Raw genomic sequence first — 15,867 nt, 5'->3', positions numbered from 1 at the left:
TTCCCCTTGCGTTGAGACTATGTCTCAACGTAGCGTGAGACTCATGTCGCCGATCCAGCTCAACGGCCCGCAGACCACCGGCCGGGACTACCGCCACCTCAGCGAGCCGACGTACCGCGTCCACCACGACCACGACCTCGCCGTGGCGATGCGCGACGGCGTCGACCTGCTGGCCGACGTACACCGCCCCGACGCCGACGGGCGCTTCCCGGTGCTCATCGCCGCCTCCCCCTATCCCCGCCAAATCCAGAACCTGGGCGCGCCAATGGGATTCGTCGAGGCCGGCGACACCGACTTCTGGGTGACCAGGGGTTACGTCCACCTCATCGCCAACGTGCGCGGTACCTGCGGGTCCGGGGGCGAATTCGGCTTCTTCGACGCCCAAGAACGCCGGGACATGTACGACCTCGTCGAGTGGGCCGCCGCCCAGCCGTGGTGCGACGGCAACGTCGGCATGATCGGCATCAGCTACTTCGCCATGACCCAACTCGAGGCCGCCGTCGAGCGCCCGCCGCACCTCAAGGCGATCTTTCCCCTCGCCGTCACCGCCGACCTGTACGACTCCGCCACCCACCACGGCCTGACCAGCTCGTCGTTCATCACGCCGTTCCTGTCCATGGTGGGGCTGACCTCGGAGCGCAGCAGCCGGTTCTGGCGGAGTCCGCCACTGGACGTGGCACGCAAGGTGCTACACGCTCCCCCGTTGCACCGCCGGTTCGGCACGATGAACGGCGAGGCGGCCGTGACCGTGCTGCGCCAGATGCTCAAGCTGCCCCACGACCCGCACCCGTGGGACGACCTGTGGCTGGACGTCATGGTGAAGCACCCGGTGCGAGATGCCTGGTGGGACGACCGGGATCTCACCGGCCTGCTCGACCGGATCGAGGTGCCGGTCTACCTCGGTTGCGACTGGGAGAACGTTCCGTTGCACCTGCCGTCGACCTTCGTCGCGTGGAAGGCGTTGGCGCACAACCCGAACGTCCGCATGGGGATGCTGGGCCGATTCGGCCTGACCTGGCCGTGGGAGAGCCTCCACACCGAGGCGCTGGCCTGGTACGACCACTGGCTCAAGGGACGTGACACCGGAATCATGGACGGGCCGCCCATTCGGTACGTGCTACCCGGTGGTGACGGCTGGCGCACCGCCGACCAGTGGCCACCCGCGGGGTCGAGGCTGACCGAGTGGGCGCTGCGCGCCGACGGAGTGCTCGCCGTCGACGAGGGCGCCGCCGGAGCCAGGGAACTGATGGCGCTCGGCGGCGGTCTCGGCCGGGTCACGTCCAGCCCCGTCGACCCGCCCGCGCTGCTGTCGTGGACCAGCGCCCCGTTGCCGGCCGCGCTCGACGTCGTCGGCAACGTGGAACTTCGGTTGACCGCGGCGGCCACCGCCGCCGACACGGCCTGGATGGCGACGCTGCAACACGTCGCCGCGGACGACACCGTCGAGGACGTCACGGCCGGCTGGCTGCGGGCCAGCCTGCGCGACGTCGACGAGGCCGCCAGCACCCCCGGCGCCCCGGTGCTGCCGTGCCGAACCGCGGTGGCGGTGCCCGTCGGCGAGGACGTGGAGTATCGAATTCCGTTGGTGGCCAACGCTCGTCGATTCGCCGCCGGCGACCGCATCCGGTTGACCGTCACCAGCGACGATCAGAATCCCGAGACGCCCGCCATCATGGGATTCCGGCACGCCAGCGTCGGCACCAGCAGCCTGAACACCATCCGCTCGTCGTCGCGGCTCGTCTTGCCCGTGCTAGCCTCCGACGGCTCGAACCTCTAGAGGGAGTCGACGAAGAGGCGGTGCACGCGACGGTCGCCCGTCATCTCGGGGTGAAACGCCGTGGCCAGCGTGCGACCCTGGCGCACCGCGACGGGATGACCGCCGGCGCGCGCCAGCACCTCGACCGAGGGTCCGACCCTCTCGACCCACGGCGCCCTGATGAACACCGCGTGCATCGATCCGTCGAGGCCCTCGAACGCGACGTCCTCCTCGAACGAGTCGACCTGTCGGCCAAAGGCGTTGCGCCGCACCGTCATGTCGATTCCGCCCAGCGGCAGGGCCTCTCGACCAGGAACCCCGGCGTCGGCGATCTCGCTCGCCAACAGGATCATCCCGGCACACGAGCCGTAGGCGGGCATGCCGTCGGCGAGACGGGCTCGCAGCGGTTCCAGCAACTCGAACTCACGCAGCAGCTTGCTCATCGCCGTCGACTCACCGCCGGGGATGACCAGGGCGTCGACGGCGTCCAACTCGGCGCGGCGCCGGACGGTGACCGCGTCGGCGCCGGCTTCGGTCAGCGCCGCCAGATGCTCCCTGGTGTCGCCCTGCAAGGCCAGGACACCGACGCGCACCGTCACGGTGCCGGCGGGGTGAAGTCGCGAACGTAGCGGGTCAGGCCCTCCTGCATGACCGAGGCGACCATCTCGCCGTACCGGTTGAACAGCTTGCCCTCCGTCAGGGAACGACCACCGCACGCCGACGGCGAGGACTGGTCGTAGAGCAGCCACTCGTCGGCCCGGAACTGCCGCATGAACCACATCGCGTGGTCGAGCGACGCGACCATCAGGTGCTTGCGCTCGTCGGGATGGTTGACCTGCGCCGAACCCAGCAGCGTGAGGTCACTGAGGTATGCGAGCGCGCAGATGTGCAGCACCGGGTCGTCGGGCAGAGGGTCGCGGTGCCGGAACCACACCTGCTGCTGAGAGGCCTTGCCGGGCAGGAACTTCATCTGCTCGCGGGGGACGATCCGCACGTCCCACTCGTCGAACTGCCGGAAGCTGGCGTCGTCGAACACCTTGCTCGCCGACTTGAAGTCCGGGATGTCGTCCGGCGGTGGCGCCATGGGCATGGCGTCCTGGTGCTCGATGCCGCTCTGGTCGGTTTGGAACGACGCCGACATCGAGAAGATCGTCTCGCCGTGCTGGATCGCCGTCACCCGCCGGGTGCAGAACGACCCACCGTCGCGGATTCGCTCGACGGTGTACACCGACGGCGAGCGGGCGTCACCGCCCTTCAGGAAGTAGCCGTGCAGCGAGTGCACCTGGAACTTCGGGTCGACGGTACGCACGGCCGACACCAGCGACTGCCCGGCGACGTGGCCGCCGAAGGTGCGCTGCAGGAATCCGGACTCGGGGCTGAACACGCCCCCGCGGTAGATGTTGACCTCGATCTGTTCCAGATCGAGGATCTCTTCGATCGACACCAGTGCGTTACCAGCCGCGTTCGGCGAGCCGATGAGGCTGCGCGATGTCCTCCACGTTGATGCCCACCATGGCCTCGCCCAACCCACGCGACACCTTGGCCAGCACGTCGGGGTCGTCGTAGAAGGTGGTGGCCTTCACGATCGCCGCACCGCGCTCCTCGGGGTTGCCCGACTTGAAGATGCCCGATCCGACGAAGACGCCCTCGGCACCGAGCTGCATCATCATCGCCGCGTCGGCCGGGGTGGCGATGCCACCGGCGGTGAACAGCGTCACGGGCAGCTTGCCGGCCCGCGCCACCTCGACCACCAGATCATACGGCGCCTGCAATTCCTTTGCCGCGACGAACAATTCGTCTTCCGACAGCGACGTCAACCGGCGGATCTCCCCGCCAATCTTGCGCATGTGCGTGGTCGCGTTGGACACGTCGCCGGTGCCCGCCTCGCCCTTGGAGCGGATCATCGCCGCACCCTCGTTGATGCGTCGAAGCGCCTCACCGAGATTGGTGGCGCCGCACACGAACGGCACGGTGAACTTCCACTTGTCGATGTGGTTGGCGTAGTCGGCCGGCGTCAGCACCTCGGACTCGTCGACGTAGTCGACGCCCAGGCTCTGCAGGATCTGCGCCTCGACGAAGTGGCCGATGCGCGCCTTGGCCATGACCGGAATGGTCACCGCCTCGATGATGCCCTCGATCATGTCGGGGTCGCTCATCCGCGACACACCGCCCTGAGCGCGGATGTCGGCGGGCACCCGCTCGAGCGCCATGACCGCAACGGCACCGGCAGCCTCGGCGATGCGCGCCTGCTCGGGCGTGACCACGTCCATGATGACGCCGCCCTTGAGCATCTCGGCCATGCCGCGCTTCACCCGAGCGGTGCCAGTCAACGGTGTTTCAAGGGAATCCACGTCAATCTCCTCCAAATCAGTACTGAAACAGTGTAGTCACCGGGCCAAATCCGTTCGATCCGCACGTGGCGCCGGCGGTCATCTGATCGATTGCAGCTGCCGCGCCGGTCCGGTCGACCCAGGGGCGGCCAACGCGTTGGCCTCGGCGAGCAACTCCGCGAGCTGCAGCGGGTACACCGTCTCTCCGCCCTCGACCAGCTGCGCGATCGCGGCCTCGTCGCACCAACGGTGCCCGTGAATGGTGCGCTTCTCCAACGGGGTGAAGCCCGCGGACGACGGTTCGAACCGCAGGGTGCGGTAGACGAAGAACATCTCCTCGCTGCGGATCACCGAACCGTTGAAGTCGAAGACCGCGTCCCGCTTCCACACCGGTCCGATCAAGTCCGCCTTGCTGACCCGCAGACCGGTCTCCTCGGCGAGCTCTCGAACGGCGGCGTCCGGCAGGGTCTCCCCGGCTTTGACGGCTCCGCCCACGGTGAACCACCAGCGCGGCGCCGACTCGGCGGCCGGATCGGATCCGCAGAACAACAGGACGTACCCCAGCTCGTCGAGCAGGACGATGCGGGCCGACGTGCGCTTGTAGACCTGCTGCCCGAACGAGCGTTGGGCGGCGCGTTCGGCGATCTCGAAATAGCTTGGCATCGGCGCGGTTCCGCCGAGATGCAACCACCGCACCAGTGGCCGCTCGCGAAGCGCCAGCGTGTCGCGCACGGCATCGTTGTGGAAGCGTCGCCCCAGCAGCACGCGCGCTTCCGCGTCGGCCATCTCCGCGACCAGAGCCACGGGCAGCGACGTCGGGTCGACCGCCGCCAGCGCGTTCGACAGCTCGTTCTCCGCGGCCTCCCTGGCGTTGCGCGGGGCCCGTTCCGCGGCGTCGGCCAGTGCGGCCAGCTGTCTGCCTGCCGGGGCGTTTCCGTAGGCGTCGGTCGCCACGGCGCGGGCGACGACGGCACGCCGGGCCAGGATGCCGTCGAGCGCCTGCCAGGACAGGTCGTAGCGCACGTGGAGGCGGTCCAGTCGGTGGGCGGTCTGGAACGCCCAGATGCCGCCGACCAGCAGCACCGCCGCCAGCAGCACGAGGGCGGCGACGATCAGCCAGATGATCACGCCATGTCCTTCGCCGCTTCACGTTCGGCGGCCTTCGCGCTCGCCCTGGCCGCTCGGCGACCGGGCGGCTTGCTCGTGGTCGGCTCCCCGTTGCCGGTGGTGCCCTCGACCCTCACCTTCACCCCGGCCCCCGAGACGGTTTCGTAGACCCGCAGGATCTCCCGCGCCACCACCGACCAGTCGTAGCGGCGCACCACCCTGGAGGCGGCCTCGACGTACCGTCGGCGCGCAGCGTCGTCGGAGAGCATCTCGACGAGGGCCGCGGCCAACGCCGTCGGGTTCTCGATCGGCACCAGGCGGCCCGCGGCCCCGTCCTCGAGGACCCGGCGGAACGCGTCGAGGTCGCTGGCCACCACCGCCGTGCCGGCGGCCATCGCCTCGACCAGCACGATGCCGAAGCTCTCCCCACCGGTGTTGGGGGCGCAGTACACGTCGGCGCTGCGCATCGCCGACGCCTTCCCGGCATCGTCGACCAGCCCCAGGAAACGCAGGTGGCCGGCGAGGTCGCCGGCCTCCTCGGCCAACTCCTCCTCGTCGCCACGTCCGACGACGAGTATCTCCACGTCGGGGAACGACTCGACCAGGGCGGGCAACGCGGCGAGCAGGACGGCCATCCCCTTGCGCGGTTCGTCGAACCGACCGAGGAACAGGACCGACCGGCCGGGTCTCGGGTAGCCGTCGAGAACGGGTGCCGAGGCGAACGAGTCGACGTCGACGCCGTTGGGAATCTCGACCGCGTCGGAGCCGAGCGCCTCCATCTGCCAGCGTCTGGCCAGGTCGGACACCGCGATGCGCCCGACGATCTTCTCGTGCCAGGGCCGCAGGATGCCCTGAAACACGCTGAGCGTCAACGACTTCGTGGTCGAGGTGTGGAACGTCGCGACGATCGGCCCCTCGGCGATCATGAGCGCCAGCATCGACAGGCTCGGCGCATTGGGCTCGTGGATGTGCAGCACGTCGAAGTCACCGTCGACGAGCCACCTCTTGACCTTGCGGTGGGTGGCGGGACCGAACCGCAGCCGCGCGACCGACCCGTTGTACGGGATGGGAATGGCCTTGCCGCCGGAGACGACGTAGTCGGGCAGGTTGGCCTCCGGTGACGACGGTGCCAGGACGCTCACGTGGTGTCCGTAGCCCCGCATCACCTCGGCGAGTTGCAACACGTGCGCCTGTACGCCGCCCGGGACGTCGAACGAGTACGGGCACACCATCCCGATCCGCACGGCTATCGCCCGCCGGAGGGTTGGTCGAGCCTGGCCCGGCGCTCCTCCGACAGGTCGGCGATCCACTGCGGCTGCAGCATGTGCCAGTCGGCGGGGTGGGCGGCGATGTTGGCGCCGAACCGGTCGGCCAGCGCCTGCGTGACGGCCGTGACGTCCCCCGAGGAGGTGTCCAGCGGGGCGCCGATGTCGGTGACCGTGACCGTGGGTGTGTAGTACGAGTGCACCGGCAGCAGCGCGGCACCGGTGGCCATGGCCAACTTGGCGGGGCCGGCGGGCAGCATCGTCGGCTCGCCGAACAGATCGACCTGCACACCGCTCCTGGTCAGGTCGCGGTCCGACATCAGACACACCAGCCCGTTGTCGTGGAGCCGTTCGGCCAGGATCTCGAAGGGTGGCCGCGGGCCGCCGGTGAGGGGCAGTACCTCGAACCCGAGGCTCTCCCGGTAGTCGAGGAACCGCTTGTACAGCGACTCGGGTTTGAGGCGTTCGGCCACCGTCGCGAACCGACCGTAGGTGTTGGTGAGCCACACCCCGGCCAGGTCCCAGTTGCCGCTGTGCGGCAGCGCCAGGACCGCACCGCGGCCCGCGTCCAGTGCCGCCGCGACGTGTTCCCCGCCGATGGCCGCTTCGTCGAGCTGGTGGGCCAGGACCTGGTGGTCCATCGACGGCAGCCGGAACGCCTCCCGCCAGTAACGGGCATAGGACGCCAGTGATGCCCGGACCAGTTCGGCGGGCACGTCGGCGGGTGCGACGCCGATCACCCTGGCCAGGTTCTTGCGGAGCTGTTCGGGGCCGCCGCCACGGGCGGCGTAGAGCGCGCCGGCCTCGAAGGCGTTGCGGGCGGCGAACTCCGGCAGCGCTCGCACCACCCGCCATCCGGCGGCGTAGCCGAGGTCGGACAATTGGCCCCCGAGGGGAACCCGGACCCCGCGCACACGCGGCAACCCCCCAGATGGGGTGCTCACGGCTCGCTCGCCTCCGCTTCGGAGTCGTTGGGCGGCGGGGTGGTGCGGATCGGTTCGGCGGCGCCCGGCGAGACGCGTACCGAGTGAAGTCGCTGGCCCAGCGTGACCAGGCTGGCCACCGCCAATGCCCACATGGAGACGGGAAGCAGCCACGGCACGTGCAGGAACGACACCCCGGACAGCCCGGCGCCCGCCAGCACGATGATGAGCCGCTCCGGACGTTCGATGAATCCGCCGTCGCCCTTGAGCCCGTTGGCCTCGGCCCTGGCCTTGACGTAAGAGATCACCTGCGAGGTGACCAGCGAGATCATCGTGGCCACTGTCAGCGACGTGCTGTGCACCCCGAAGGTCGCCCACCACAGGAGCCCGCAGAAGATCGCGCCGTCGGCGATGCGGTCACACGTCGCGTCCAGGACGCCCCCGAAGGGGGTGCTGAACCCGCGCTCGCGTGCCATCGCACCGTCGAGCATGTCGGCCAGGACGAAGACGAACACCGTGAACGCGCCCCACCACAACTGTCCCATCGGGAAGAGCGTCAGCGCCGCGATGACGGTTCCCGCGGTACCGATGACGGTGATGCCGTCGGGGGTGAGACCGAGGCGCAGCGAGGCCTTCGCCACCGGGCGGCTCAGCTTGGCATACGCCGCCCTGGTCAGCAGGTAGAAGTCGCTCACGACTGAGCCGCCCACTCGTCTGCCAGCAACTGGCGGGTGTCGCGAAGCAACTGCGGGATGACCTTGGAGCCGCCGATGATGGTGATGAAGTTGGCGTCCCCACCCCACCGCGGCACGACGTGCATGTGGAGGTGCTCGGCGAGGCTTCCGCCCGCCGAGTGCCCGAGGTTCAGGCCGACGTTGAAGCCGTGCGGCCGAGAGACCGACTTCATCACCCGAATGGCCTTCTGCGTGAAGGCCATCAGCTCCGCGCTCTCGGCGTCGGTGAGGTCTTCGAGTTCGGAGACTCTGCGGTAGGGCACCACCATGAGGTGTCCGGGGTTGTACGGGTAGAGGTTCAGCACGGCGTAGACGAGCTCTCCGCGCGCCACCACCAGACCGTCCTCGTCGGACATCGCCGGGATGTCGGTGAACGGTTCCGACGACGCAGCCGAGCCGCCCTCTACCTTTCCCTCGGCGATGTAGTTCATCCGGTGCGGAGTCCACAGCCGTTGAAGGTGGTCGGGGTCGCCGACCCCGCGGTCGACGATCGTGTTCTCCGGGTCCACCGTCACACCGTCACCAGTTCCGCTGTCGGAGCAGCGTTCTCGCGTCGGGCGATCCAGTTCACGATGGTCTCCACGGCGACGTCGCGGGGCACGCCGTTGATCTGGGTGCGGTCACCGAAACGGAAGCTCACCGCACCCGCCTCGACGTCGCGCTCCCCCGCGAGCAGCATGAACGGCACCTTCTGGTTGGTCTGGTTGACGATCTTCTTGGCCATCCGGTCGTCGCTGGCGTCGACGTCGACCCGAACACCCCGCGCCTTCAGTTGCGCAGCAACGTCTTCGAGGTACGGGACGAATGCGTCGGCGACGGGGATGCCGACCACCTGGACCGGTGCCAGCCAGGCCGGGAAGGCGCCGGCGTAGTGCTCGGTCAACACCCCGAAGAACCGCTCGATCGACCCGAAGAGGGCGCGGTGGATCAGCACCGGCCGCTGCCGGCTGCCGTCGGCCGCGGTGTACTCCAGCTCGAAGCGTTCGGGCATGTTGAAGTCCAGCTGGATGGTCGACATCTGCCAGGTCCGGCCCAGCGCGTCCTTGACCTGGACCGAGATCTTCGGTCCGTAGAACGCCGCGCCGCCGGGATCGGGCACCAGGTCCAGCCCGGACGCCTCGGCGACCTCGCGGAGCGTCTCGGTGGCCTCTTCCCAGTCGTCGTCCGAGCCGACGTACTTGTCGGGGTCCTTGGTGGACAACTCCAGGTAGTAGTCGTCGAGACCGTAGTCGGCGAGCAGGTCGAGCACGAAGCGCAGCAGCGAGGTGAGCTCGTCGCGCATCTGCTCGCGGGTGGTGTAGATGTGGGCGTCGTCCTGGGTCATGCCGCGCACCCGGGTCAGCCCGTGCACGACGCCGGACTTCTCGTAGCGGTACACCGAGCCGAACTCGAAGAGCCGCAACGGAAGTTCGCGGTAGGACCGTCCGCGCGCCCGGTAGATGAGGTGATGCATCGGGCAGTTCATCGGCTTGAGGTAGTAGTTCTGGCCGGGCTTGCGCACCGTGCCGTCCTCGTTGAGTTCCTCGTCGACGTGCATCGGAGGGAACATGCCGTCGGCGTACCACTCGAGGTGCCCCGAGGTGATGTACAGGTGCTCCTTGGTGATGTGCGGGGTGTTGACGAACTCGTAGCCCGCCTGCTCGTGCTTGCGGCGCGAGTAGTCCTCGAGTTCGCGCCGGATGATGCCGCCCTTCGGGTGGAAGACCGGCAGGCCGGAGCCCAGCTCGTCGGGGAAGCTGAACAGATCCAGCTCGACGCCGAGCTTGCGATGGTCGCGCCGCTGCGCCTCCTCGATCAGTTCGAGATGACGGTCGAGTGCTTCCTGCGACTCCCAGGCGGTGCCGTAGATGCGCTGCAGGCTGGCGTTGGCCTGGTTGCCCCGCCAGTAGGCCGCCGAGCTACGGGTCAGCTTGAACGCCGGGATGTACCTGGTGGTGGGAATGTGCGGACCGCGGCACAGGTCGCCCCAAATGCGTTCTCTGGTCCGGGGATTCAGGTTGTCGTAGGCGGTGAGTTCGGTGCCGCCGACTTCCATGACGTCCGGGTCGCCGGACTTGTCGTCGATCAGCTCGAGCTTGTAGGGCTCGTCGGCGAGATCCTCGCGCGCCTCGTCCTTGGACGCGTACACCCGGCGGTCGAACAGTTGTCCGTCCTTGACGATCTTCTGCATGCGCTTCTCCAGCGCCGTGAGATCTTCCGGGGTGAAGGCGCGTGGCACCTCGAAGTCGTAGTAGAAGCCGTCGGTGATGGGCGGACCGATGCCCAGCTTCGCCTCGGGGAACATGCCCTGGACCGCCTGGGCGAGGACGTGTGCCGCCGAGTGGCGGATGACGCTGCGCCCCTCCTCGGTGTCGGCGGCGACGGGGGTGACCTCCGCGTCGGCGTCGGGGATCCACGACAGGTCCCGTAGCCGGCCCTCGGCGTCGCGCACGACGACGATCGCGTCGGTGGCTCCTCGACTGGGCAGCCCGGCGTCACGTACCGCCGAGCCGGCCGTGGTCCCGGCAGCGACCCGGATCGGGGCTGCTGGGGCGATGCTGGCGACGGCGGTCATCGGTGGGTCTCCTGATCAAGCGGTACGGGCGCGTTGGACGCGACCATGGTATCGGGGTGGGTGTCGGTGCGAACGCTCAAGACCCCAGGCCGATGGGACTCTTCAGCCACGGCTGCTCGATGCCGAACAGTCCGGCGGCGAAGCTGAGCGCGCCGAACAACCACAGAGTGGCGATCACGACGGCGCCGGTGAGCACGACGCCGAGCACCTTGACCCACAGGCCTTGCTCCCCGAACCACTCCATCACGCGGTCGTAGCGCTCCTTGGTGTACCGCAGGAGTCGATGGGCCCATTCGAATTCGGTCGCCAAGATGCCCAGTCCGAGGAAGACGATCGCCCACCCCGGCCCCGGGTACGGGATCGCGAGGATGCCGAGGCCAAGCACCGCCAAGCCCACCACGCCGACCACGATGCGGTAGACGAGGTCGTAGGTGGGTCGGTCGCGCAGCCCGTCGCGCCACCGCGACCACCGGTGCTTGACGTCACCGAGCCTGCTCATGGCTGGCCCGGCAGGAGCTTGAGGAACAGGGCCTCGGCTTCGCACAGCACGGCGTCGCCGTCCAGGAGGCGGCCGGTGAGGAAGATCTTGCGACCGTTGATCCGGTCGATGCCCGCGTCCACTCGTAACTCCTTCTCCACCGGCACGATCTTGCGGTAGTCGACGTGCAGGAACGCGGTGCGTTGCCGCGGGCTCTCGCTGAGCTTGAACGCCGTGTAGCCGAGCAGCGAGTCGAACAGCAACGCCAGCGCGCCGCCGTGCACCGCGCCGTTGCGGCCGAGGTGGAACCGGCGAAAGCGCGCCGTCCCTGCGACTCCGTCGTCGACGACGCGGAGGTTCACCGGAACCTGCATGATGTTGCCCCGGTTCGGCAGGTCCATCCGGCGCCCCGACGGCGACCGCCACTCGTCGGCGTCATACGGCGTCAGCAACGCGTTGACGTCCTCGATCAGATCGGCCGCGCGCGTCACGACGTCGTCGGGAGCGTCGGCGCTGCGGGTCAGGTCCTGCAGCGTGCGGACCGCCTCGACGAACCGCCCGTAGTCGGGGCCGCCGTTGGTCGTCGGCACCGGCGGGTTGAAGCCGCCGCCGGATTGCAGGTGTTCGGGGTCGGGCTTCACCCGCCCACCGTATTGCCTCGGCGAGTGGCGGCGCGTACCCGGTTGCTACTGGTCGGTGTCGGCGAGCGCGGCGAACTCCTCGTCGGTGAGCGTGACCTCGGCCGCCGAGACGTTCTCGTCGAGATGGGCGACGCGCGAGGTGCCGGGGATGGGCACCATCACCGGCGAGCGCTTGAGCAGCCAGGCCACGGCCAACTGCGAGGGCTTGATGCGGTGCTGGGACGCGATCCGCTGCAGGGGGCCACCGTCGGCGACGAGCGGCCCGGAGCCCAGCGGCGCCCACGGGATGAACGCGATGCCCTGCTCTTCGCAGGCCGCGAGGAGTGGATCGGCACCGCGCTCGGCCATGTTGTACCGGTTCTGCACCGACGCGATCGAGGCGACCTTCTGCGCCGCCGTCAGCTGGTCGACGGTGATCTCGGAGAGTCCGATGTGCCGGATCTTGCCCTCCTTCTGCAGCGCGGCGAGCTCCCCCACCTGGTCCTCGGCGGGGAACTTCGAGTCGATCCGGTGCAACTGGAAGAGGTCGATGCGGTCGGTGCCGAGCCGGCGCAGGCTCATCTCGACCTCCTGACGCAGGTACGCCGGGAAGCCGAGAGGGGCCCACTCGTTCTCGCCGGTCCTCACCAGACCGGCCTTGGTGGCGATGACGAGGCCGTCCCGATACGGGTGCAGCGCTTCACGGATGAGCTCCTCGGCCACGTACGGGCCGTAGGAGTTGGCGGTGTCGAAGAAGTCGATGCCGAGTTCGACGGCGCGCCGCAGAACGCGAATGGCTTCGGCACGGTCGTCGGGCGGTCCCCAGATGCCGTTGCCGGTGAGACGCATGGTGCCGAATCCCAGCCGGTTGACGGTGAGATCGCCACCGATGGTGAACGTTCCGGATGCTTGAGCGACGGGTTGAGTGGTCACGTCCTCGACGGTACCGCCGCAGTGGCATGGTGGGCTGGTGATACTGCGCGACCTCGCCGGACTGCCCTTCACCTACGCCGAAGTCGGTGCCACCGCGGGCCCGCCACCGCCCGGCTACCACCACCTGCACGCCTCGGCGGTCATCGGGCACGGGCGGGCGAGGTTCGAGGAGGCCGCCGCCGAGGTGATGCGATGGGGCATGCTCCGCGGCGCCGGGCTGCGCGTGACCGCCACGACGGAGGTGGCGGCCGTCGGGTCGGAGGTCGTCGTCGGACTGGGCCCGGTACGGGCGCCCTGCCGGGTGGTCTACGTCGTCGACGAACCCGACCGCCGGGGGTTCGCCTACGGCACGCTGCCCGGTCACGCCGAGATCGGCGAGGAACTGTTCGCCGTGCGATTCGACCCGGGCGACGACACCGTCCACGCCGAGATCAGCGCCTTCTCGCGGCACGGCACGTGGTGGAGCAAGCTGGCCGGGCCGTTCACGTCGCTGATGCAGCGCGTCGTGAGCAGACGGTATCTGCGTGCGCTCTGACCGCCGCGCTAGCGTGACGGCGAGGCCGACGGGTGAACCACGGCGGAGGGTGAGCAGACGATGAGGGTGCACCACCTCAACTGCGGGACGATGGACTCCCCCGGTGCGCCGACGGTGTGCCACGTCCTGCTGCTCGAGACGGGCAACGGCCTGGTTCTGGTCGACACGGGGTTCGGCCTGCTCGACTGCGCCGACCCCCGTCGCGTCGGGCCGTCGCGGCGGGTGATCCGGCCGCGCTTCGACGTGAACGAGACGGCCGCCCGCCAGGTGGAGGCCTTGGGCTTTCACCGCACGGACGTGCGCCACGTCGTCGCGACGCACTTCGACATGGACCACGTCGGCGGCATCGCCGACTTCCCCGACGCGCAGATTCACGTCACCGCCGCGGAGGCCCTCGGCGCGACGACCCCGCCGACGCGCATGGAGAGGTTCCGCTTCCGGCGCACGCAGTGGGCGCACGGGCCGCACATCGTCGAGCACGAACCCACCGGCGAGAAGTGGCGCGGCTTCGCCGCCGCCAAGGAACTGGACTCGATCGCCCCGGGAATCGTGCTGGTCTCGCTGCCCGGCCACACCCGCGGGCACGCCTGCGTGGCCGTCGACGCGGGTCACCGCTGGGTGCTGCACTGCGGCGACGCCTTCTACTACGAGGGCACCCTCGACGGCCGGTCCCGGGTTCCGTGGGGGCTCAAGGTGTCCGAGAAGCTCGTTGCCTTCGACCGGAAGGCCATGCGCGACAACCACTCCCGGCTTGCCGAACTGTACGCCCACCGCGATCCCAACCTGCTGATCGTCTCCGCGCACGACCCGAGGCTGCTGGCCAACGCGATCGCCACCGACGCGTAGCGGGTGCGTGGGCGATACTGGCGTCATGCCCGATCGCAACGTCCTCGGCGGTCCTTTGGACCCGTGCGGCACGGACCCGCTCACCGGTTTCCACCGCGACGGCTGTTGTTCGACGGGTCCCGAGGACGTCGGCCTGCACACCATCTGCGCCGTCGTCACCACCGAATTCCTCGACCACCAGCGAGGCATCGGCAACGACCTGACCACACCGATGCCGCAGTACCGGTTCCCCGGCCTGGTGCCCGGGGACCGGTGGTGCGTCACCGCCACGAATTGGCTACGGGCGCAACGGGATGGCGTTGGCACCCCCGTCGTGCTGGCCGCCAGTCACGAGCGCACGCTCGACGTCGTGCCGCTCGAGGTCCTTCGCGCCCACGCCGTCGACGTGCCCGACGACCTCGCCGGCCTCTGACCGCGGCGGCGGCATTTGGCATCACCCTGCGCCGATCTCTGCGACGACGGCGCACGAACGCCGACACTGACGGGGTGACCTGCGACGACGGGCTGATTCGGCGACGGCTGGACGCACGGGCGGGTACCGTCGCGGCGCACGGCTGGAATGACGCGCACGCGCAACGGCGTTGTGCTGGTGACCGTGACCGAAAGTGAGAACGTCCGTGCCCGGTAGCTCCGATCCACTTCATCTGGCCCTCGCGCTCGACGGAACGGGATGGCATCCCGCGTCGTGGCGTGAGCCCGACGCCCGACCGGCCGACCTGCTGACCGCCGGCTATTGGACCGACCTGGTCGGCGAGGCCGAACGAGGCCTGCTCGACTTCGTCACCATCGAGGACGGTCTGGCGTTGCAGTCCGAACATCCGCTGCGGGCCGACGACCGGACCGACCGGGTGCGCGGCCGCCTCGACGCCACCCTCGTCGCCGCACGGGTGGCGCCCCGCACCCGTCTCATCGGGTTGGTGCCCACGGTGATCGCCACCCACACCGAGCCGTTCCACGCCTCGAAGGCAATCGCGACCCTCGACTACGTGAGCGCGGGTCGCGCCGGCGTCCGGATCCAGGTGTCGGCCAGTCCCGTGGCGGCCCGGCACTTCGGCCGTCGGGCCATTCCCGAGGGGGCCGGCACCGATCTTCTCGACGAGGCAGCCGACTACGTCGAGGTGGTCCGCCGGTTGTGGGACAGCTGGGAGGACGACGCGGAGATCCGCGATGTCGCCACCGGCCGGTTCGTCGACAAGAACAAGCTGCACTACGTCGACTTCGAGGGGCGATGGTTCTCGGTGAAGGGCCCGTCGATCACCCCGCGGCCGCCGCAAGGACAGCCGATCGTCGCCGCGTTGGGACACGTCGACGCGGCGTACCGACTCATCGCCGCCGGTGCCGACGTCGGGTTCATCACCCCCCACGACGCCCGGGAGACGACGGCGATCGTCGAGGAGATCGCCGGGCACCGCACGGGTGGCGCGGCGGTGCGCGTGTTCGCCGACCTGATCGTGTTCCTCGACGACACGGCCGAGGCCGCGCGGTCCCGCCGGGACCGGCTCGACGAGGTGGCCGGGCGTGCTCTTCGCAGTGACGCCGAGATCTTCGCTGGGACGCCGGCCGAGTTGGCCGACCTGCTCGCGCAGTGGCACGACGCGGGGGCCGACGGGTTCCGGCTGCGGCCGGCGACGTTGCCACACGACCTGCTCCAAATCACCGACGGCCTGGTTCCGAACTTGCGCGCGCGCGGCCTGTTCCGCGCCTCGTATGCGCACACGACCCTTCGCGAGGCACTCGGATTGGGCCGACCCGCCAACCGCTACTCCACCGTCGCGACCTCTTAGGA

The 15,867-nt window shown here is 69.4% G+C and carries 17 protein-coding genes; 5 read left to right on the top strand and 12 right to left on the bottom strand.

From position 1 onward, the window contains the following. The first annotated feature begins 43 nt into the window (after positions 1 to 43). The gene (locus H7J06_RS23385; RefSeq protein ID WP_264041655.1) at positions 44 to 1,777 is read left to right on the top strand and encodes a CocE/NonD family hydrolase; all 1,734 of its coding nucleotides are present in this window, start codon (positions 44 to 46) and stop codon (positions 1,775 to 1,777) included. On the opposite strand, the gene pdxT is transcribed toward H7J06_RS23385, so the two are convergent. The 12 genes from pdxT to H7J06_RS23325 form a co-directional block, all read right to left on the bottom strand. After that, the gene (gene pdxT, locus H7J06_RS23380) at positions 1,774 to 2,355 is read right to left on the bottom strand and encodes a pyridoxal 5'-phosphate synthase glutaminase subunit PdxT (RefSeq protein WP_264041654.1); all 582 of its coding nucleotides are present in this window, start codon (positions 2,353 to 2,355) and stop codon (positions 1,774 to 1,776) included. The two genes, H7J06_RS23385 and pdxT, sit on opposite strands and share 4 nt — an antisense overlap. Then, positions 2,352 to 3,200, bottom strand: a complete 849-nt coding sequence (gene tesB, locus H7J06_RS23375; RefSeq protein ID WP_264041652.1) for an acyl-CoA thioesterase II — start codon at positions 3,198 to 3,200, stop codon at positions 2,352 to 2,354. Before tesB ends, pdxT begins: the two co-directional genes overlap by 4 nt. A 7-nt stretch (positions 3,201 to 3,207) precedes the next feature. Then, positions 3,208 to 4,113: a pyridoxal 5'-phosphate synthase lyase subunit PdxS gene (gene pdxS, locus H7J06_RS23370; protein ID WP_372515401.1), complete on the bottom strand. Its 906-nt coding sequence runs from the start codon at positions 4,111 to 4,113 to the stop codon at positions 3,208 to 3,210. Positions 4,114 to 4,185: 72 nt separating this feature from the next. Further along, complete coding sequence (locus tag H7J06_RS23365; protein ID WP_372515400.1) at positions 4,186 to 5,211, bottom strand: NUDIX hydrolase; 1,026 nt, start codon at positions 5,209 to 5,211, stop codon at positions 4,186 to 4,188. Beyond that, positions 5,211 to 6,437: a glycosyltransferase family 4 protein gene (locus H7J06_RS23360; RefSeq protein ID WP_264041649.1), complete on the bottom strand. Its 1,227-nt coding sequence runs from the start codon at positions 6,435 to 6,437 to the stop codon at positions 5,211 to 5,213. Before H7J06_RS23360 ends, H7J06_RS23365 begins: the two co-directional genes overlap by 1 nt. Positions 6,438 to 6,439: 2 nt before the next feature. Then, the gene (locus H7J06_RS23355; RefSeq protein ID WP_372515392.1) at positions 6,440 to 7,402 is read right to left on the bottom strand and encodes a phosphatidylinositol mannoside acyltransferase; all 963 of its coding nucleotides are present in this window, start codon (positions 7,400 to 7,402) and stop codon (positions 6,440 to 6,442) included. Continuing rightward, a complete protein-coding gene (gene pgsA / locus H7J06_RS23350; protein WP_264041648.1) occupies positions 7,399 to 8,076 on the bottom strand; it encodes a phosphatidylinositol phosphate synthase in 678 nt (225 codons plus the stop codon). Before pgsA ends, H7J06_RS23355 begins: the two co-directional genes overlap by 4 nt. Beyond that, positions 8,073 to 8,624 carry an ATP adenylyltransferase gene (locus H7J06_RS23345; RefSeq protein WP_308205822.1) on the bottom strand — a complete coding sequence of 184 codons (552 nt, stop codon included), beginning with the start codon at positions 8,622 to 8,624 and terminating at the stop codon, positions 8,073 to 8,075. Before H7J06_RS23345 ends, pgsA begins: the two co-directional genes overlap by 4 nt. A 2-nt stretch (positions 8,625 to 8,626) precedes the next feature. Further along, entirely contained in the window at positions 8,627 to 10,669 is a 2,043-nt protein-coding gene (thrS, locus tag H7J06_RS23340; protein ID WP_264041646.1) for a threonine--tRNA ligase, read from the bottom strand. Positions 10,670 to 10,745: 76 nt separating this feature from the next. Then, positions 10,746 to 11,168 (bottom strand): TIGR02611 family protein, encoded by a 423-nt coding sequence (locus tag H7J06_RS23335; RefSeq protein WP_264041645.1) that lies wholly within the window; start codon positions 11,166 to 11,168, stop codon positions 10,746 to 10,748. Beyond that, positions 11,165 to 11,788 (bottom strand): PaaI family thioesterase, encoded by a 624-nt coding sequence (locus tag H7J06_RS23330; protein ID WP_264041643.1) that lies wholly within the window; start codon positions 11,786 to 11,788, stop codon positions 11,165 to 11,167. Before H7J06_RS23330 ends, H7J06_RS23335 begins: the two co-directional genes overlap by 4 nt. Positions 11,789 to 11,833: 45 nt before the next feature. Beyond that, the gene (locus tag H7J06_RS23325; protein WP_264041642.1) at positions 11,834 to 12,700 is read right to left on the bottom strand and encodes an aldo/keto reductase; all 867 of its coding nucleotides are present in this window, start codon (positions 12,698 to 12,700) and stop codon (positions 11,834 to 11,836) included. 37 nt (positions 12,701 to 12,737) lie between these two features. Between H7J06_RS23325 and H7J06_RS23320 the strand changes: the two genes are divergently transcribed. The 4 genes from H7J06_RS23320 to H7J06_RS23305 all read left to right on the top strand — a co-directional run bounded on the left by H7J06_RS23320 (position 12,738) and on the right by H7J06_RS23305 (position 15,865). After that, positions 12,738 to 13,235: a DUF1990 domain-containing protein gene (locus H7J06_RS23320; protein WP_264041641.1), complete on the top strand. Its 498-nt coding sequence runs from the start codon at positions 12,738 to 12,740 to the stop codon at positions 13,233 to 13,235. A gap of 60 nt (positions 13,236 to 13,295) precedes the next feature. Beyond that, positions 13,296 to 14,081, top strand: coding sequence for an MBL fold metallo-hydrolase (locus tag H7J06_RS23315; protein WP_264041640.1), 786 nt, complete (start codon positions 13,296 to 13,298; stop codon positions 14,079 to 14,081). A 25-nt stretch (positions 14,082 to 14,106) separates the two neighbouring features. After that, positions 14,107 to 14,493 (top strand): DUF2237 family protein, encoded by a 387-nt coding sequence (locus H7J06_RS23310; protein ID WP_264041638.1) that lies wholly within the window; start codon positions 14,107 to 14,109, stop codon positions 14,491 to 14,493. Between the two features lie 193 nt (positions 14,494 to 14,686). After that, positions 14,687 to 15,865, top strand: coding sequence for an LLM class flavin-dependent oxidoreductase (locus H7J06_RS23305; protein ID WP_264041637.1), 1,179 nt, complete (start codon positions 14,687 to 14,689; stop codon positions 15,863 to 15,865). The last annotated feature ends 2 nt before the right edge of the window (positions 15,866 to 15,867 follow it).

This window comes from Mycolicibacterium hodleri (genome assembly GCF_025822245.1).
Taxonomy (GTDB): domain Bacteria; phylum Actinomycetota; class Actinomycetes; order Mycobacteriales; family Mycobacteriaceae; genus Mycobacterium; species Mycobacterium hodleri.
The sequence above is the reverse complement of the archived record's forward strand: the minus strand, read 5'-3'. Positions and strand labels throughout refer to the sequence as shown.